The 18,765-nt window shown below is 63.2% G+C and carries 19 protein-coding genes; 18 read left to right on the top strand and 1 reads right to left on the bottom strand.

The window, feature by feature from the left end; all coding sequences use genetic code 11:
- Window positions 1–129 precede the first annotated feature (129 nt).
- From PP263_RS10235 to PP263_RS10225, 3 genes are all read left to right on the top strand, one after another.
- The gene (locus tag PP263_RS10235; protein WP_308368327.1) at window positions 130–2,250 is read left to right on the top strand and encodes a choice-of-anchor B family protein; all 2,121 of its coding nucleotides are present in this window, start codon (window positions 130–132) and stop codon (window positions 2,248–2,250) included.
- Window positions 2,251–2,377: 127 nt separating this feature from the next.
- Window positions 2,378–3,283, top strand: a complete 906-nt coding sequence (locus PP263_RS10230; protein WP_308368325.1) for a FixH family protein — start codon at window positions 2,378–2,380, stop codon at window positions 3,281–3,283.
- A 10-nt stretch (window positions 3,284–3,293) separates the two neighbouring features.
- A complete protein-coding gene (locus tag PP263_RS10225) occupies window positions 3,294–4,547 on the top strand; it encodes a cytochrome c peroxidase (RefSeq protein WP_308368324.1) in 1,254 nt (417 codons plus the stop codon).
- A gap of 159 nt (window positions 4,548–4,706) precedes the next feature.
- On the opposite strand, the gene PP263_RS10220 is transcribed toward PP263_RS10225, so the two are convergent.
- Window positions 4,707–5,510, bottom strand: coding sequence for an inositol monophosphatase family protein (locus PP263_RS10220; RefSeq protein WP_308368323.1), 804 nt, complete (start codon window positions 5,508–5,510; stop codon window positions 4,707–4,709).
- 154 nt (window positions 5,511–5,664) lie between these two features.
- Between PP263_RS10220 and trmJ the strand changes: the two genes are divergently transcribed.
- From trmJ to hisS, 15 genes are all read left to right on the top strand, one after another.
- Window positions 5,665–6,450 carry a tRNA (cytosine(32)/uridine(32)-2'-O)-methyltransferase TrmJ gene (trmJ, locus tag PP263_RS10215; RefSeq protein ID WP_374693712.1) on the top strand — a complete coding sequence of 262 codons (786 nt, stop codon included), beginning with the start codon at window positions 5,665–5,667 and terminating at the stop codon, window positions 6,448–6,450.
- A 129-nt stretch (window positions 6,451–6,579) separates the two neighbouring features.
- Entirely contained in the window at window positions 6,580–7,059 is a 480-nt protein-coding gene (gene iscR, locus PP263_RS10210) for a Fe-S cluster assembly transcriptional regulator IscR (protein WP_308368322.1), read from the top strand.
- Window positions 7,060–7,126: 67 nt separating this feature from the next.
- Window positions 7,127–8,341, top strand: coding sequence for an IscS subfamily cysteine desulfurase (locus tag PP263_RS10205; RefSeq protein WP_308368597.1), 1,215 nt, complete (start codon window positions 7,127–7,129; stop codon window positions 8,339–8,341).
- Window positions 8,342–8,372: 31 nt separating this feature from the next.
- Window positions 8,373–8,786, top strand: a complete 414-nt coding sequence (iscU, locus tag PP263_RS10200) for a Fe-S cluster assembly scaffold IscU (protein WP_308368321.1) — start codon at window positions 8,373–8,375, stop codon at window positions 8,784–8,786.
- A 37-nt stretch (window positions 8,787–8,823) separates the two neighbouring features.
- Window positions 8,824–9,147, top strand: coding sequence for an iron-sulfur cluster assembly protein IscA (gene iscA / locus PP263_RS10195; RefSeq protein ID WP_183462225.1), 324 nt, complete (start codon window positions 8,824–8,826; stop codon window positions 9,145–9,147).
- 202 nt (window positions 9,148–9,349) lie between these two features.
- On the top strand, window positions 9,350–9,874 hold the full coding sequence (gene hscB / locus PP263_RS10190; RefSeq protein WP_308368319.1) for a Fe-S protein assembly co-chaperone HscB: 525 nt from the start codon (window positions 9,350–9,352) through the stop codon (window positions 9,872–9,874).
- Window positions 9,875–9,876: 2 nt separating this feature from the next.
- Entirely contained in the window at window positions 9,877–11,736 is a 1,860-nt protein-coding gene (gene hscA, locus PP263_RS10185) for a Fe-S protein assembly chaperone HscA (RefSeq protein WP_308368318.1), read from the top strand.
- A gap of 40 nt (window positions 11,737–11,776) precedes the next feature.
- On the top strand, window positions 11,777–12,115 hold the full coding sequence (fdx, locus tag PP263_RS10180; protein ID WP_308368316.1) for an ISC system 2Fe-2S type ferredoxin: 339 nt from the start codon (window positions 11,777–11,779) through the stop codon (window positions 12,113–12,115).
- Window positions 12,116–12,160: 45 nt separating this feature from the next.
- Window positions 12,161–12,355 (top strand): Fe-S cluster assembly protein IscX, encoded by a 195-nt coding sequence (gene iscX, locus PP263_RS10175; protein ID WP_308368315.1) that lies wholly within the window; start codon window positions 12,161–12,163, stop codon window positions 12,353–12,355.
- 223 nt (window positions 12,356–12,578) lie between these two features.
- Entirely contained in the window at window positions 12,579–13,007 is a 429-nt protein-coding gene (gene ndk, locus PP263_RS10170) for a nucleoside-diphosphate kinase (protein ID WP_183462215.1), read from the top strand.
- Window positions 13,008–13,061: 54 nt separating this feature from the next.
- A complete protein-coding gene (rlmN, locus tag PP263_RS10165) occupies window positions 13,062–14,240 on the top strand; it encodes a 23S rRNA (adenine(2503)-C(2))-methyltransferase RlmN (protein ID WP_308368314.1) in 1,179 nt (392 codons plus the stop codon).
- A gap of 29 nt (window positions 14,241–14,269) precedes the next feature.
- Window positions 14,270–15,046: a type IV pilus biogenesis/stability protein PilW gene (pilW, locus tag PP263_RS10160; RefSeq protein ID WP_308368313.1), complete on the top strand. Its 777-nt coding sequence runs from the start codon at window positions 14,270–14,272 to the stop codon at window positions 15,044–15,046.
- Window positions 15,036–15,980, top strand: coding sequence for a RodZ domain-containing protein (locus PP263_RS10155; RefSeq protein ID WP_308368312.1), 945 nt, complete (start codon window positions 15,036–15,038; stop codon window positions 15,978–15,980). The genes pilW and PP263_RS10155 overlap by 11 nt, the downstream gene beginning before the upstream one ends.
- Before the next feature lie 116 nt (window positions 15,981–16,096).
- Window positions 16,097–17,209 (top strand): flavodoxin-dependent (E)-4-hydroxy-3-methylbut-2-enyl-diphosphate synthase, encoded by a 1,113-nt coding sequence (ispG, locus tag PP263_RS10150; protein WP_308368311.1) that lies wholly within the window; start codon window positions 16,097–16,099, stop codon window positions 17,207–17,209.
- A gap of 243 nt (window positions 17,210–17,452) precedes the next feature.
- Window positions 17,453–18,715, top strand: coding sequence for a histidine--tRNA ligase (hisS, locus tag PP263_RS10145; protein ID WP_308368310.1), 1,263 nt, complete (start codon window positions 17,453–17,455; stop codon window positions 18,713–18,715).
- Window positions 18,716–18,765 lie beyond the last annotated feature (50 nt).

The raw sequence follows: 18,765 nt of genomic DNA, 5'->3' as shown, positions 1-18,765 counted from the left end.
GTTGTATTTCGCAATTTTGTAATAATCAGGGGCGGTTTTCAGTGTTATTTCCGTCTCTTGGCAATTACACTGGTTTCCGTTTCAAGCGGTCAGGAAGTACCCCTAAATAACAAAAAGGAATTGCAGACAATGAAGCATCTATCCAACCGGCGGCTGGCGGCCGCACTCCTGTTGTTCTGTTCCTCCGCAGTCTGGGGCCACAGTGCCATGTTTCCCGACGGTTTCAAATTCGACGACAGCAACGAGGGCGATCTGCCCCCGGCAATGATGTCGGCGATGCAGGCGGCCACCCTGTGTCAGGGCGGCAGTGCCGGCGGTTATCCGTGTAACAACGTCGACCTGATGTCTTTTGTCGCCAAGGCGGACATGGGCGGCGGCAGTGCCAACCTCAACGATATCTGGGGATATTCCGATCCGCAGACCGGAGCGGAAATCGCCATAGTGGGGCGGAACAATGGCACCTCGTTTGTGGATGTCACCACTGCGGACGCACCGGTATACCTCGGCTTTTTGCCCTCCCACAACAACGGCAGCGACTCCTGGCGGGATATCAAGGTCTACAACGACCACGCCTTTATCGTCGCCGACGGCGGCGGCAACAGTTCCCACGGTTTGCAGGTATTCGACCTGCGCACCCTGCGCAACCTGCCCTCGCCGGGGCAGACTCTCAGCGAAACCGCGCATATGAATGGTTTCGGCAACGCGCACAATATCGCCATCAACGAGGACAGCGGCTACGCCTATGTGGTGGGCAGCAACCAGTGCAGCGGCGGTCTGTATATGGTGGATATTTCCGATCCGCTGAATCCGCAATACGCCGGCTGTTTTTCCTCGGACGGTTACACTCACGACGCTCAGTGCGTGATCTACGGCGGCCCTGACACGGAGTACAGCGGGCGGGAAATCTGCGTCGGCTACAACGAGGACACCATCACCATCGTGGACGTCACGGATAAGTTCAATCCGGTGCAGGTGTCCCGCACGCTCTACCAGGGCTCGCAATATACCCATCAGGGCTGGTTCCTCGACGGGAACCACAGCATCCTGATCATGAACGACGAACTGGACGAGTCGCGCAACGGCCACAACACCACGTCGTATATCTACGATGTGAGCGACCTGGAAAATCCCGCGGAGTTGGGCCGTTACGTGGGCCCCACGCCCGCGATCGACCACAACCTCTACACCAAAGACGGCTATGTGTACGAGACCAACTACCGGGCCGGCCTGCGTATACTCGACGCGGCGAATATCGCCAGCGGCCAGCTGAGCGAGGTGGCCTACTTCGACACCATTCCCAATTCCAACAGCGCCCAGTTTTCCGGGACCTGGAGCAACTACGCCTATTTCGCCAGCGGCAACATCATCCTCAGCGATATTGGCAACGGGCTGTTCGTGGTGCGTCCCGACTGGGACGCGATCAATAATCCGGACCCCGATCCGGGCGATCCCCAGTACTGCAGCGCTGCGTCGAACAACGCCAGTGAGGAGTGGATCGGCGAGGTAAGCCTGGCCACATTCAGCCACAGCTCCGGCTCATCCACCTATTCGGATTTCACCGCGCAGATGGTGAACCTGGAAGAGGGCGCCAACGCCGTCAGCCTGACCCCGGCATTCAGTGGCAGCAGTTACGGCGAGTACTGGAAAATCTGGATCGATCTCAACAGTGACGGCGACTTCGATGATAGCGGCGAAGAGGTGTTCAGCTCCGGTGGTACCTCTTCCTCCACGGTGACCGGTACCCTGACCCTACCCGCCGGCAGCGAGGGCGTGAGCACGCGCCTGCGTATCGCCATGCGTTACAACGCCGCGCCCTCGCCCTGCGGAAGTTTCAATTACGGCGAGGTGGAGGACTACAGCGTAACTATCGGCTCCGGTGGCGGTGGCGGTGGTGGCGACAGCGATCCGGTGACCTATTCGAACACCGGCAGCTACAGTATTCCCGACAACAATGCCACCGGCGTAAGCAGCCCGATCGACGTCGACCGCGGTGGTGCCTCCGAATCCATCAGCGTGAGTGTGGATATCACCCACACCTACATCGGCGACCTGGAGGTGGATCTGCTGGCCCCCGGCGGAACGGTTTTCAATCTGCACAACCGCAGCGGCGGCAGCGCCGACGATATTGTGCAGACCTACAACCTGGATGCCGGCACAGTGGAATCCTCGGGCCAGTGGTCGCTGCGGGTGCGGGACAGGGCCAATGTCGACACCGGTACCATCAACCAGTGGAGCCTGACCTTCCAGTAATCCGCAGGCGCCCTCACCCTGTAGGAGCGGGCCATGCCCGCGATCGATCTGTGGATTGAACCACCGCTGATCGCGGGCATGGTCCGCTCCTACAAAGCAAAATAACAATTAAAGTTCGGGAGTCAGGATGCAACTCCGTTTTATTTTTCTCACTGCGGCCCTGCTATTAGCCACGCCGGTTTTCGCCGATGAATCCACTAACCGTTCACTGATGACACTCGGCGGCGAGATGCTGCGCAGTGCCGAGGCGTTGCAGGCGGAGTCGGTGACTGCGATCCGTCACGGCAATTCCCTGCGCAAAACCCTGAATCAGCTGCGGGTCAAGCTGCGCTCGCTGCCCGAAGGGGAGGGGCGGGCGGCGCTGGGCGAGACGATCGACCTGTTCGCTGGAGAAATTCCCCGTTGGCAACAGCAGGCGGCCAGCTTGCGCGAACGCGGGCTGAGCGAGCGACAGCGGGCGCTGGCGCTGCTGGAAACCGGCTACCGGGAAATCTGGCAACCGCATATACGCCTGTCGGGCCCGTTGCAACTGGATGGGAGCGATTCACTCACCTCCGGACACAACGCGCGGATACGCAGCGTTCACCCGAGCAAACTGAATATGAATGTCGTTCCTGGCGACGGCGCAGCGCCAGCGGATATGTCCCTCGCGGTGCCCGCGGCCAGCGGGCAGAATATTCCCGGGGAACTGGATTTGCGCAGTTTCCAGATTTCCCGCGAATTGGCGGTATTCGCGCATGTGGAACCCGAAACCGGGAACAGCCGGGTGCCCCTCAACGAGATACACAGTTGGAAACTGATGCTCTCGCGCCTGGACGGCGAGCCGTTGGGCGATGCCGAAATCGAGATCGAGGGGCATATGCCTGGCCATGTGCACGGGCTGCCCACCCAGCCGCGGGTAACCGGTGAAGTGGAGCCCGGGGTCTACCGGGTGCAGGGGGTCAAGTTCCAGATGACCGGCTGGTGGGTGATGACATTCAAGGTCTCCGCCGGGCCGCTGGATGACGCTGTCACTTTCAATATCCGCTTGTAGGGAGGTGGCCGTGAAGAGACTGCTGCCGCTGCTCGCGGCCTGGTGTTCCCTGGCGTTTGCCGCCGGCGAGGAAATTTACCGTTTCACCCCATCGGATATCCACTTCCTCGAGCGCTTTTCCCTGCAGGCGCTGCCGCCGCTGCCCCCGGCCCCGGACAACGGGGTGGCGGACGATCCGCGCGCGGCGGCGCTCGGCCACCGGCTGTTCTTCGATACCCGGCTCAGCGCCAACGGTCAGGTGGCTTGCGCCAGCTGCCATCAGCCGCAGAAGTATTTCACCGATGGTCTGCCCCGTTCGCGGGCGCTGGGCATCACCCGGCGCAATGCGCCCACCATTCTCGGTGCAGGCCACAGCCCCTGGCTGTTTTGGGACGGCCGCAAGGACAGCCTCTGGTCCCAGGCGCTGGGGCCATTGCAGGATCCCGGCGAGCACGGCCTGGCGCCGCTTGAAGTGGCGCAGCTGGTCCGACGGCATTACCGCAGCGAATTCGAACAGGTCTTCGGCGACAGCGCCGACCTGGATCGCCTGCCAAAGGAGAGTGGCGGCAGCCTGTTCCGAGAACAGAGGACGGCGCTCAATCGGGTGCTCAGCCGGGTGGGCAAGTCAATCATGGCCTACGAGCGCCGGCTGCAACTGCGCCCGGCGCGCTTCGACCGCTTTGTTGCCCAGCTACAGCGCGACAGCGGTGACCGCAAAGCCCTGGCCGCATTGATGTCGGAGGGTGAGGTGGCGGGCATGCGCCTGTTTATGGGCCGGGCAAATTGCGCCAGCTGCCACAACGGACCGCTGTTCACCAATTACGAATTTCACAATATAGGCGCGCCGGAACCGGACCCTGCGCAGGTGGACCTGGGGCGCTACGGGGGAGTGGCGGCGCTGGAAAAGGATGGCTTTACCTGTCTCTCCCCCTGGAGCGATGCCGGAGCGGAGGACTGCCTGGAGATGCGATTTCTGAAAAAACAGGGGCCGGAGCTGGTGGGGGCCTTCAAGACACCTACATTGCGCAATGTCGCCCACACCGCGCCTTATATGCAGTCGGGACAGCTGGCCACACTGGAGCAGGTGCTGGCTCACTACAACAATCCCACCCCGCCATACTACGACCGCGAGCAGCACCCCAGCCGGCCGCACTTCGATATTCTGCCGCTGGGGTTGAGCGAAGAGCAGATGGGGCAGGTGATCGCATTCCTGGAAACCCTGACTTCGCCGCTGCCGGAGGACGATCCGCTGTGGCGGGCGCCGGAGCAGGGGAGTGGTCGGTGATTGCTGTAGGAGCGGCCGTTGGCCGCGATCTGAGGCCGATCGCGGCCAACGGCCGCTCCTACACTAAGTCCTGCGAGTTCCGAGCGTAACGCAATCCCAACAGCAGCCTGCGGCCCGCATGCCGAGCTGGGGCTCGGCGCTCCCGGCCAGCGCTCCCCGCTACCGCACATGCCCCAGGTGCCTGCCCACTATCTGCAACAGCGGCTTGAACACCTTGGGTGTGGCGCATACCAGATGGCCGGAGTCCAGGTAGTCGTCGCCGCCGCGGAAGTCACTGATCAATCCTCCGGCCTCTTTCACCAGCAGCGAGCCGGCGGCGATATCCCAGGTGCTCAGGTACATCTCCCAGAAGCCGTCGAAGCGGCCCGCGGCCACATAGGCCAGGTCCAGGGCGGCGGCACCCGGGCGGCGGATACCCGCGGTCTGGCCGGCGATTTCCTTCAGCGCCGCCAGGTAGGGATCGATATTTTCCAGTGCCGGGCCGTTGAAGGGGATGCCGGTGCCGATCAGCGCGCCGCGCATGTTCTGGCGCGGCGACACGCGGATACGGCGGCCATTGAGCGCCGCACCGCGGCCGCGGCTCGCGGTGAATTCCTCGCGCTTGATGGGGTCCAGCACCACCGCGTGCTCGATGCGGCCGCGGTAGCGGCAGGCGATGGAGACGCAAAACTGGGGGATGCCGTGAATGAAGTTGGTGGTGCCGTCCAGCGGATCGATGATCCACTCGTACTCCGGCTCGGCGCCCTCCTGCAGGCCGCTCTCTTCGGCGCGGATGCTGTGCCGGGGGAAGGCCTTGCGCAGGTGGTAGATGATCTCCTGCTCGGCTGCCCGGTCCACCTGGGTGACGAAATCGTTGCGCCCCTTCTCCTCCGGGATCAGGTGGTCGCCGCGCTCCCAGGCCCGTTCGATCAGCTCCCCGGCCTTGCGCGCCGCGCGCAGGGCAATATTCAGCATGGGTTCCATAGCAATTCCGCACCAGTGATTGATTAAAAAGCAGGGGCCGGGCTGGCCGGCGGGGGAGGATTGTAGGGATTCCGCCGTATATTTGCTACACTCCGCGGCCCGATTTCAGCCCTGTGCGGAGAGGCCGTCGGCCCTCCTACGGAATATTTGTTCAATGATGCCCGATTCCCCCTTGGACACCTCTCCCCTCGACAATGTGCGCGTGGTCCTCGTGAACACCGCCCACCCCGGCAATATCGGCGGCGCCGCCCGCGCGCTGAAGAACATGGGCCTGAGCCAATTGTACCTGGTGGCGCCGAGGGAATTTCCCGCCGCCAATGCCATCTGGCGCGCCGCCGGCGCCGCCGACCAGCTGGACACGGCGGTGGTGGTGGACACCCTGGAGGAGGCCGTGGCCGACTGCGGCCTGGTGATGGCCACCAGTGCGCGCGAGCGCCGTATCCCCTGGCCGCTGCTGACTCCACGCCAGTGTGGCGAGCGGGCGGTGGCGGAGGCCGCTGCCCATCCGGTGGCCCTGGTGTTCGGGCGTGAGGACCGCGGCCTCACCAACGAGGAGCTGCAAGCCTGCAATTACCATGTGCATATTCCGGCCAACCCGGACTACAGCTCCCTCAACCTGGCCACTGCGGTACAGGTGCTGGCCTACGAGGTGCGTGTGGCCGCGCTGGAGCTGGAGAAGGGCGCCGAACTCAGCTACGCCGACTGGGACAGGCCGCCGGCCAAGGCCCGGGATATGGAGCTCTATTTCGACCACCTGCAACGGGCGCTGGGGGAACTGGGCTTTATCGATCCGGACAACCCTCGCCAGACCATGACCCGCCTGCGTCGCCTGTTCAGCCGTGTGCGCCCGGACGATATGGAGCTGGGCATACTGCGCGGGATGTTGACCGCGATTCAGAACTATATTCACCGCACCGGGGGCAAGGGGAGACCGGAATAGAGCGGGGGCTGGGGTGGTCAGCATTCGCATTGCCCCACCCAATACCTGACCGCATTGCTAGGCTATATACTTGACTAGCTTGGTGGGTTATTCCATACTCGCGGCCGTTCGGAACAGGCGGGAACTGATATGCGTTTGACAACCAAAGGCCGCTATGCGGTCACGGCGATGCTGGATCTGGCGTTACACGCCGATCGCGGCCCTATCAGTCTGGCGGATATCTCCAAGCGCCAGGGTATCTCCCTGTCCTATCTGGAGCAGCTGTTCTCCCGGCTGCGCCAATCTGGACTGGTGTCCAGTGTGCGCGGCCCCGGTGGCGGTTACCGCCTGGCGCGGGGCGGCGAGGAAATTTTTGTGGCACAGATAGTGGATGCGGTCAACGAGTCGGTGGATGCCACCAGTTGCGGCGGCAGCAACGACTGCGCCGGCGGCGAGCAATGCCTGACCCACTACCTGTGGTGCGACCTGAGCGAACAGATTCACAACTTCCTGAGCAGTATCAGCCTGGGTGACCTGGTGGCGCGGGCGGAGGTGCAGGAAGTGGCACGGCGCCAGGAAATGCGCGAGACCGCCCCGGAGGAAAAGGTGGCACTGCTCGGCAGCCTGTAACCCGGCGCCTGCAGCGGGTTCTTGCAACGGGATTTTTGAGAGTTTTTTGAGCGGACACGATATGACTATGAAGTTTCCCATCTACCTGGACTATTCGGCCACCTGCCCGGTGGACCCGCGCGTCGCCAGCAAAATGGCGGAGCAGCTGACTATGGACGGCAACTTCGGCAACCCGGCGTCCCGCTCGCACCTGTTCGGCTGGAAGGCGGAAGAGGCGGTGGAAGAGGCGCGTCGCCATGTGGCTGAACTGGTAAACGCCGACCCGCGGGAAATCGTCTGGACCAGCGGTGCCACCGAGTCCGACAACCTGGCGATCAAGGGCGCGGCCCACTTCTACCAGGGCCGGGGCAAGCACATCATCACCTCCAAGATCGAGCACAAAGCGGTGCTGGATACCTGCCGCCAGTTGGAGCGCGAGGGCTTCGAGGTGACCTACCTCAACCCGCGCACCGACGGCATCGTCTATCCGGAACAGGTGGAGGAAGCCCTGCGCGAGGACACCATCCTGGTCAGCCTGATGCACGTCAACAACGAGATCGGCGTGATCAATGATATCGCGGCAATCGGCGAGTTGTGCCGCGCGCGCAAAGTGATTTTCCATGTGGACGCGGCGCAGAGCGCCGGCAAGCTGCCCATCGACCTGGCGGAAATGAAAGTGGACCTGATGTCCTTCTCCGCGCACAAAGTCTACGGCCCCAAAGGCATCGGCGCCCTGTATGTGCGCCGCAAGCCGAGGGTGCGTATCGAGGCCCAGATGCACGGTGGCGGCCACGAGCGCGGCATGCGCTCCGGCACGCTGCCCACCCACCAGATCGTGGGTATGGGCGAGGCCTTCCGTATCGCGAAAGAGGAAATGGCCCAAGAGGCCGAGCGTCTGCTGGGTCTGCGCCAGCGCTTTTGGGACGCGATCAAGGATATGGAGGAAGTGCATATCAACGGCTCCCGCGAGCAGCGGGTGCCCGGCAACCTGAACGTGAGTTTCGCGTTTGTGGAGGGCGAGAGCCTGATTATGTCGCTGCGCGAACTGGCGATTTCCTCCGGCTCCGCCTGCACCTCCGCCAGCCTGGAACCCAGCTATGTGCTGCGCGCCCTGGGCGTAAATGACGAGATGGCGCACAGCTCCCTGCGTTTCAGCTTCGGTCGTTTTACCAGCGAGCAGGACGTGGACACCGCGGCCGCGGAAGTGCGTCGGGCGGTGGAGAAGCTTCGCGAGCTGTCGCCTCTGTGGGATATGTACAAAGACGGCATCGATCTCAATACCATTGAATGGGCAGCTCATTAATTCGGCGGGAAAGTTTTAGGAGAAAAAAATCATGGCCTATAGCGACAAAGTCATCGATCACTACGAGCGCCCCCGCAACGTCGGCCGTATGGACGAGAAAGCGGACAATGTGGGTACCGGAATGGTGGGCGCCCCCGCCTGTGGCGATGTGATGCGCCTGCAAATCCAGGTGAATGAAAACGGCGTGATCGAAGACGCGAAATTCAAAACCTACGGCTGCGGTTCCGCCATTGCCTCCAGCTCCCTGCTCACCGAGTGGGTCAAGGGCAAGACTATCGACGAGGCGGAGCAGATCAGGAACACCGCCATCGCCGAGGAACTGGCCCTGCCGCCGGTAAAGATTCACTGCTCGGTGCTGGCGGAGGACGCCATCAAGGCGGCGGTGCGCAATATCCGTGAGAAGCGCGGCCAGCTGACAGAAGGCAAGGAAGAAGCGACCGGCTAACCAGTAAGGCCCAAGCGAAGCAGTAAGGGTATTGTTTATGGCTATCACCATGACCGAGGCGGCGCAGGCCCATGTCCGGCGCCAGCTCGCCAACCGCGGCAAGGGGATCGGCATCCGCGTCGGTGTGAGAACCGCCGGTTGTTCCGGCCTCGCCTATGTGCTCGAATTCGTCGATCAGGCGGAGCCGGAAGACGAAGTGTTCGAACAGGGGGGCGTAAAGCTGGTGGTGGACCCGAAAAGCCTCGCCTACCTGGACGGCACCGAGCTGGACTTTATCAAGGAGGGGTTGAATGAGGGCTTTGCCTTCTCCAACCCCAATGTGAAAAATGAGTGCGGCTGCGGCGAAAGTTTTCACGTTTGATCTCCCCTCGCCGAAAAGAGGCCGGGTGCGCCGCGCACGCCGGCCTTTTTAATATGTTCGCGACCCGGGACTTGGGAGGTGCGCACGGCGCACCCTACGTTTTCTCGGGCCCGAAAGAATAGCTCCCCTCTCCCGCTTGCGGGAGAGGGGCCGGGGGAGAGGGCCGCGGGCCCGCCATGCGCACCAAATAACGGGTGTAACAATGTCTCTGCAACAGACCTATTTCGAAATATTCGGCCTCAAGCCCGCGTTCGAAATCGACCGCGCAGCCCTGGCCGAGCGCTACCGCGAGCTGCAGCGGGGATTCCACCCGGACAAGTACGTATCCAAATCGGAACGCGAACAGTTGCTGGCGATGCAGTATGCGGCGCGGATCAATGAGGCGCACACGACGCTGCGCGACCCAGTGCTGCGCGCCGGCTACTTGCTGAAGTTGGCCGGGGTGGAAGTGAGTCCCGAGCAGACCACCGCCGACGCCGACTTCCTGATGAAACAGATGGTGCTGCGCGAGCGCCTGGAGGAAGTGCGCGAAGCGCAGGACCCGGCGGCGGTGCTCGACGAACTGGCTGACGAGGTGCGCCACCTCTTCTCCGGCGAGCAGAAACATTTTGCCGGCGTGTTCGCCGCTGGCGACCTGGAAGCTGGCAAAAGCTCCCTGCTCAAGTTGCAGTTTCTGAGCAAATTGCAGCGGCAGGTGGAAGAATTGGAAGAAGACCTGTTGGATTGAAAATGGCACTACTGCAGATTTCCGAACCCGGCCAGACCCCGGAACCCCACCAGCGCAAGCGCGCGGTGGGCATAGACCTGGGTACCACCAACTCGCTGGTGGCGACTGTGCGCAGCGGCACTGCGGAGGCCATAGCGACGCAGGACGGCAGCGTAATACTGCCGTCGGTGGTGCACTACGCCGCGGACGGAATTACCGTTGGTGCCGCGGCGCGCACCCGCGCCGGCGAGGATCCCTACAATACGCTGATTTCGATTAAGCGCCTGATGGGGCGCGGTATCGCCGATGTAAAGAGTTTCGGTGAACAACTGCCCTACAAGTTTGTGGACAGTGACGGGGGCATGCCTGCGATAGTAACGGCGGCGGGCCCGGTCAATCCGGTGCAGGTGTCCGCAGAAATCCTCAAGACGCTTTACCAGCGCGGCTCCGCCGCGCTGGGCGGCGAACTGGACGGCGCGGTGATCACCGTGCCCGCCTATTTCGACGATGCCCAGCGCCAGGCCACCAAGGATGCTGCGCGGCTGGCGGGACTGAAGGTACTGCGCCTGCTCAATGAGCCCACCGCGGCGGCAGTTGCCTACGGCCTGGACAAGGGTGAGGAAGGTCTGATCGCGGTCTACGACCTGGGCGGCGGCACTTTCGATATTTCCATTCTGCGCCTGTCCCGGGGCGTCTTCGAGGTTATGGCCACCGGGGGCGACACCGCCCTGGGCGGCGACGACTTCGACCGCACCATCGCCACCTGGGTGGCGGAGCAGGCGGGGGTGGGGACGGACCTGGACGCAGCGGCCCAGCGCGCGCTGCTGGACAGCGCCTGTGCCGCGAAAGAGGCGCTGGCGCAACAGCAGCAGGTGGAACTCGCCTACGGCGACTGGCGTGGCACCCTGGACCGCGCCGGCATGGCGGAACTGTTGGACCCACTGATCGACAAGACCCTGCGCGCCTGTCGGCGCGCGCTGCGCGACGCGGGAGTGAGCGCCGGGGAAGTGGGCGAAGTGGTGTTGGTGGGCGGCTCCACCCGAACCCTGCGGGTGCGCGAGCGGGTGGAAGAGTTTTTCGGCCGCGCCCCCCACGCGGATATCGACCCGGACCAGGTGGTGGCCATAGGCGCGGCTCTGCAGGCGGACGTACTGGTAGGCAACAAATCCCGGGACGACCTGCTGCTGCTCGACGTGATCCCGCTGTCCCTGGGTATAGAAACCATGGGCGGGCTCACGGAGAAACTGATACCACGGAACACCACCATCCCCGTGTCCAAGGCCCAGGAATTCACTACCTTCAGGGACGGCCAGACCGCGATGGCGATCCACGTGGTGCAGGGTGAACGCGAACTGGTGAAGGACTGCCGCTCCCTGGCGCGCTTCGAACTGCGCGGCATACCGCCGATGGTGGCGGGCGCGGCGCATATCCGGGTGACTTTCCAGGTGGACGCCGACGGCCTGCTGTCGGTGGCCGCGATGGAAAAGAGCAGCGGCGTCAGTGCGGACGTCACCGTCAAACCCTCCTACGGACTGGAGGACGGCGATATCGCGCGTATGTTGCAGGATTCCTACGCCCACGCGGAGGAAGACATCGCCGCCCGCGCCCTGCGCGAGGCCCAGGTGGAGGCGGAGCGCAGCCTGGAGAGCCTGCTTGCGGCGCTGCAGGAGAACGGCGCGCAACTGCTCAGTGAGCGCGAACTGGACGAACTGGAACGGGCTGCCGAGGCGCTGCGCTTCGCCCACAATGGCGGCGACGCCGAGGAGATCCGCCGGCGCATCGAAGCGCTCAACCAACTGTCCGAGCCCTTCGCCGCGCGGCGCATGGATGCCTCCATCAGGCGCGCCATGCAGGGCCACACGCTGGATGAATTTGATAAATAAGGGATCTCCCGCGATCCCCGCCGTAGCGAGTTAGCAACCTATGCCAAAAATCGTATTTTTGCCCCACGCCGAAATCTGTCCCGAGGGCAAGGTGGTGGAAGTGGAGAGCGGTGTCAGCGTCTGCGACGCGGCGCTGGAGCACGGTATCGAAATCGAGCACGCCTGCGAGAAATCCTGTGCCTGCACCACCTGCCACGTGATCGTGCGCGAAGGATTCGATTCCCTGGGTGAGCCGGACGAACTGGAAGAGGACCTGCTGGACAAGGCCTGGGGCCTGGAGCCGGAATCCCGCCTCTCCTGCCAGGCCATCGTGGACGACGAGGACCTGGTGGTTGAAATTCCCAAGTACACTATCAATCAGGTTTCAGAAAAACACTGACGGGTTGGTCACAGCCCTGGGTGGAAAGAAAGGAAAAGAACAGTCATGCAGTGGACCGATATTCACGATATCGCCATCGAACTGGCGGAGACGCATCCGAATGTGGACCCGATTGCGGTCAACTTCGTCGATTTGCGCAACTGGATCATGGAGCTGCCCGATTTCGAGGACGACCCGTCGCGTTGTGGGGAAAAGATCCTCGAGGCCATCCAGGCCGCCTGGATCGAGGAGCTGGAATAGTCCTCGCATTCTGTAGGAGCGGCCGCTGGCCGCGATCGATCTCACCTACGGAGTAAAAGGCTGATCGCGGCCAGCGGCCGCTCCTGCAAGGGGAAACAGCAGAGTACAAAAGCTGATCAATTACCCGTATAATCCGCCCGCCGCAAAGGGCGGCACAGGAACAGCACGAAGAGCAACTGCGGTTGCTCTTTCTATATGTAACAACACTAGACTGGAGAAAAACATGGCCCTGGAGCGCACTCTTTCCATCATCAAGCCGGATGCGGTTGCCAAGAATGTGATCGGCGAAATTGAAAGCCGTTTCGAGAAAGCCGGCCTGCGTATCGTCGCCATGAAAATGCTGCAGCTGTCCCGCGAGAAAGCCGAGGGCTTCTACGCCGAGCACAAAGAGCGCCCCTTCTTCAAAGACCTGGTGGACTTTATGACCTCCGGTCCGGTAGTGGTGCAGGTCCTGGAAGGCGAAAATGCCGTCATTGCCAACCGCGACCTGATGGGCGCCACCAACCCGAAGGAAGCGGCCCCGGGTACCATCCGCGCTGACTTCGCCCAGAGCATCGATGCCAACGCCGTGCACGGCTCCGATTCTGCAGAATCTGCCGCCCGCGAAGTGAGCTACTTTTTCGCAGACGACGAGATCTGCCCCCGCAGCTAAATTTCCCTCCCCTCTCCCATTAGTGGGAGAGGGGTCGGGGAAGAAGGTAATCCCATGAGCACCACTGAAACCGCCAAGACCAATCTGCTGGGCCTGTCCCTGGACAAGCTCGCGGCTTTCTTCGAGTCCCTGGGCGAGAAGCGCTTTCGAGCGGTGCAGGTGCTGAAGTGGATTCACCAGAACGGCGTGGACGATTTTGCGCAGATGACCAACGTCAGCAAAGCCCTGCGCGCAAAGCTGGCCGAGGTCGCCGAGATCCGCGCCCCGGAAGTGCTGGGGCAGTGGGACTCCGCCGACGGTACCCGCAAGTGGCTGATCCGGGTGACCGGGGGCAGCGCCATCGAGACGGTCTATATCCCCGATGGCGACCGCGGCACCCTCTGTGTCTCCTCCCAGGTGGGGTGTTCCCTGGACTGCAGCTTCTGCGCCACCGGTAAGCAGGGTTTCAACCGCGACCTGACCGCCGCCGAGATCATCGGCCAGGTGTGGATCGCCTGTAAGTCCTTCGGCCAGTTGCAACCCAAGGGCCCGAGGAAGGTGACCAATGTGGTGATGATGGGCATGGGCGAGCCCCTGCTCAACTTCGACAATGTGGTCGACGCCATGAACCTGATGATGGAGGACAACGCTTACGGCATCTCCAAGCGCCGGGTGACCCTCTCCACCTCCGGCGTAGTGCCGGCGCTGGACCGGCTGGCGGACGTGACCGACGTGAGCCTGGCCATCTCGCTGCACGCGCCCAACGACGAGCTGCGCAACCAATTGGTGCCCATCAACAAAAAGTACCCGATAGCGATGCTGCTGGACTCCGCCAAGCGCTACATCGAGCGTATGCCGGATACCCACCGCAAAATGACCATCGAGTACACCATGATGCGTGAGGTCAATGACCGTCCCGAGCACGCCGAGCAGCTGGCGGAGCTGCTGCGCGATGTGCCGGTGAAGATAAATCTGATACCCTTCAACCCGTTCGAGTTGTCGGACTACCAGCGGGTCAGTAACAACGCTTTGCGACGCTTTCAACAGATTCTGCTGGAGAAAGGCTTTACCGTAACCGTGCGCACCACCCGCGGCGACGATATCGCCGCGGCCTGCGGCCAATTGGCCGGCAGTGTCAACGATCGCACCCGCCGCTCCGAGCGCTACCGCAATGCCGGGCGGGTGACTTCCAGGGAGGGGGAACTACTGGCGGAGGAAAGGAGTCCGGAACAGCCGGTGCGAATCGTCGGCTGAGCGCCACTATAAAAAACACAGGTGATGTCGTGTTGGCGAAACTCTTTTCCCTGTCCCTGGCGGGATTGCTGCTCAGTGTGCTACTGGGCGGCTGCGTAACCACCGGAATGCCCCAGCGCCAGGAGATCGACCTGGACAAGGCGTTGCAGACCCACGTGCAACTGGGCCTGCGCTACCTGCAGAACGGTGGCCGCGAAGCTGCCCGCCGCCACTTCCTCGAAGCGCTCAAGCTGGGCAAGAGAAACCCTCAGGCCCACCACGGCCTGGCCCTGCTGTACCAGATGGACGGCGAACTGGACGTGGCCGAGTCCCACTTCAAGAAAGCCCTGCGCTACGACAACGATTTCTCCATGGCCCGTACCAATTACGGCGCCTTCCTCTACCAGCAGGGGCGCTACGTAGACGCCTTGGAGCAGTTTGAGCGGGCTTCCGAGGACCTCACCTACGGCCGTCGCTCCTACGCCCTGGCCAACTATGGCCGCACTGCCCTCAAGCTGGGCAAGGTGGAGGCGGCAGAGAGGGCCTACACCCGAGCCCTGGCGCTGGACGCGAACCTGCCCCAGGCGCTGCTGGAGCTGGCTGAGCTGAAGTTCGATGCCGGCGAGTACTCACAGGCCAAGCGCTACCTGGACAGGTTTGCGGAAGGAAGCCGTCAGGTCCCCCAATCCCTTTGGCTGGGCATCCGCATCGAGAAGATCTTTGGCAACCGGGACAAGGAAAGGAGCTACGCCCTGGCGCTGAAAAACCTCTATCCCTATTCGGCGGAAGCGCTGAAATACAAAGAGATGATGGCCCATGACGGATAGCAGCTCCGACACTTCGAACCCGCCGGCGCAGGAGACCGACGCGTCGCAGGACCTGGACAATTCCCCCGGCAGCCAGCTTCGGCGCGCGCGCGAGCACGCCGGTTTGAGCCTGGAAGAGCTATCCCGCCGCCTGTGCATGACACTGGGCAAACTGGAGCTGCTCGAGCGGGATGAGTACGACCGCCTGCCCGGGGCTCTCTATGTGCGGGGTTACATCCGCAACGCTTGCAAGGAGCTGGGTATCGACGCCGAACCGGTGCTGGAAGCCTTTTCCGGCTACAGCGCCGCGGAAGAGGAGAGTCGCGCCCTGCTGGAGCACGTGCGCCGCGCCCCAGTGATGGAAAGCAAGCCCCGGCGCAGCCTGCGCGGTTTGGCGTTGCTGCCCTTGGTGTTAGTGGCCGGGGTCTTCTGGTGGCTGCACGGGCGGGAGCCGGCTCCCCCAACGCTCTCCGTCGGCAACCAGTCCTCTGAGACCGAAGTGGCGGAGGCGGTGGAAGAGCCCGCCGTGGAAGCGGAGTCCACCTTATTCGCGGTGGGGGAGGAGGCTCCGCAGACCGACTTGCAGCCGGGAGAGCCGGTTGAAGCGCCTCGCCCCGAGGCCGCCGGTGAGGCCGAGCCGGCCCCGTCCCCCGGTGGGATCGAAGCGAAGCCGGACGTACTACCGGTCCCGGCAGCCGCTCCCGGTACCGGCAGCGCCTCGCAGCTGGAACTGTTTTTCGACGAGGAGTCCTGGATCGAGGTGAGAGATGCCAGTGGGGCGGTGCTGTTGGCCAAGCTGAAACCGGCGGGCAGCCAGGTGACCCTGGAGGGCCAGCCGCCGTTCGAACTGATGCTGGGCAACGCCAGCGGCACCCGGGTGCGCTACCGGGGTGAACCGGTCGCCAGTGACGCCCTCGGCAACCGTCGGACCCGCAAGCTCACAGTCGGCGAATAATCGGTATTCCGGAGTCGCAGCGGGGCTTGCCCCGCTTGCCGGCCCCTGTAGGTTTGCGCCCAATCTCTCTATAATTCCCCCTCATTTTTCAGCATCTGAAACTGCCGGGTCAGTCTATGCAATTTGAATCCCCCATCGTTCGCCGCGTATCGCGCCAGATTATGGTGGGCGATGTACCCGTAGGGGGCGGTGCGCCCATCTCGGTGCAGAGCATGACCAACACCGACACCTGCGATGTGGCCGCCACCGTGGACCAGGTCCGGCGCCTGCAGGCGGCCGGCGCTGATATCGTGCGGGTATCCGTGCCCAGCATGGACGCCGCCGAGGCTTTCGGCGAGATCAGGAAACAGGTGGGCGTGCCGCTGGTGGCGGATATCCACTTCGATTACCGCATCGCCCTGCGCGTCGCCGAGCTGGGGGTGGACTGCCTGCGCATCAACCCCGGCAATATCGGCCGCGAGAAGCGCATTCGCGCCGTAGTGGACAAGGCCCGCGACCTGAACATCCCCATCCGCATCGGGGTCAATGCCGGTTCCCTGGAAAAGGACCTGCAGAAAAAATACGGCGAGCCCACCCCGGACGCGCTGGTGGAATCCGCTTTGCGCCATGTGGAGATCCTCGACAGCCTGGATTTCCACAACTTCAAGGTGAGCGTCAAGGCGTCCGACATCTTCATGGCCACCGCCGCCTACCGCAAGCTGGCGCAGTTGATCGAACAACCGCTGCACCTGGGCATCACCGAGGCCGGCGGCCTGCGTTCCGGTACGGTCAAGTCCGCCATCGGCCTGGGCGCTCTGCTGCTGGACGGCATCGGCGATACCCTGCGGGTTTCCCTGGCCGCGGACCCGGTGGAAGAAGTGAAAGTGGGCTGGGACCTGCTCAAAAGCCTGCGCCTGCGCACCAAGGGCATCAACTTTATCGCCTGCCCCAGTTGCTCGCGGCAGAACTTCGACGTGGTGAAAACCATGAACGAACTGGAGACGCGCCTGGAGGACATCACCACGCCGCTGGACGTGGCGGTGATCGGCTGCATCGTCAACGGCCCCGGCGAGGCGAAGGAAGCGGATATCGGCCTCGCCGGTGGAACCCCCAGCCACGCCATCTACGTGGACGGCCAACCAAACCGCAAATTCACGAATGAAAACCTGGTCGACGACCTGGAGCGCCTGATTCGGGAAAAGGCCGCGGCGAAGGCGGAGCGGGAAGCGGATATCATCGCGAAGGCATAATTCTCGGGACTCGGGACTCGGAAAAGAATACGGAAATCAGACGCGAAGGCCCCGATGCCGGGAGCCATTTGCGAAACGTTTGCCGATGAGGCTGTTGAGCGAATGGCTACCGGTAGCGGGGCCGCCACGGGCTCTGCTTACAGGCAGGCACCTAGACCCGATCGCAGCCATGGGCGGATGGCCGCCCCGCCGCTCCTACAAGAAATAACGCACAGAATTCGAGTTAAAAGTTAAGGAACACCGTTGAAACAACTTCGCGCAATACGCGGCATGAACGACCTGCTGCCGGGCCAATCGCCCGCCTGGCAGTACGTGGAATCAGCCCTCAGCGAACTCTTCGCCCGCTACGGCTACAGCGAGATCCGCACCCCGCTGCTGGAGGCAACCCAGCTGTTCAGCCGCGCGGTGGGGGAGTCCACGGATATCGTGGAAAAAGAGATGTACACCTTCGACGACAAGAGCGGCGACAGCGTCACCCTGCGTCCCGAAGGCACCGCCGGCACCGTGCGCGCGGCCATCCAGAACAACCTGCTCACCTCTCCCCAGCGGCTCTGGTACACCGGCCCCATGTTCCGCTACGAGCGCCCGCAGAAGGGCCGCCTGCGCCAGTTCCACCAGTTCGGTGTGGAGGTGTTCGGCATCGACGGGCCGGATATCGATGCGGAGATCCTGGTGATGACCGCCCGCCTGTGGCGCCAGTTGGGTGTTTCCGACCAGGTGAAACTGCAGCTCAACTCCCTGGGCAGCTCCGCCAGCCGCGCCGCCTACCGGGAGGCGCTGGTGGAGTACCTCACCGCCCACCGGGAGCGGTTGGATGAGGACAGCCAGCGGCGCCTGGAGCGCAATCCCCTGCGCATTCTCGACAGCAAAAATGCCCAGACCCAGGAACTGCTGGCGGATGCCCCCTGTCTACTGGACTTTCTCGACAGCGAATCCGCGGCTCACTTCGCCAGCCTGCGCGAAATGCTCGATGCCGCCGGCGTCGCCTACGAGATCAATCCGCGGCTGGTGCGCGGCCTCGACTACTATGGCAAAACGGTTTTCGAGTGGGTGACCGACAGCCTCGGTGCCCAGGGCACCGTCTGTGCCGGCGGCCGCTACGACAGCCTGGTGGAGCAGATGGGCGGCAAGTCCACCCCGGCGGTGGGCTTTGGCCTGGGGGTCGAGCGGCTGGTGCTGCTGCTGGAGACCCTGGATGTGCTGCCGGACACACTGGAGCAACAGGTGGATGCCTACCTGGTGGCGGTGGGTGAGGTACAATCGTCCGCTTTGGCCGCCGCGGAACGGCTGCGCGACGAACTGCCCTGGTTGCGCCTGCAGACTCACTGCGGCGGCGGCAGCTTCAAGAGCCAGATGAAAAAGGCCGACAGAAGCAACGCCGACTTCGCGCTGATCATCGGCGAGGACGAGGCGGCCGCCGGCCAGGTGACGGTGAAATACCTGCGTTCCGATGAACCGCAGCAGACCGTGGCGCTCGCCGAGCTGCCCGCATTGTTACAGAGCTAAAAAGAAAATAGGTAGGAGCGCTCCCTGGGAACGGGCCGTAGGCCCACCGC

The organism is Microbulbifer sp. TB1203 (assembly GCF_030997045.1).
Classification (GTDB): domain Bacteria; phylum Pseudomonadota; class Gammaproteobacteria; order Pseudomonadales; family Cellvibrionaceae; genus Microbulbifer.
The sequence above is the reverse complement of the archived record's forward strand: the minus strand, read 5'-3'. Positions and strand labels throughout refer to the sequence as shown.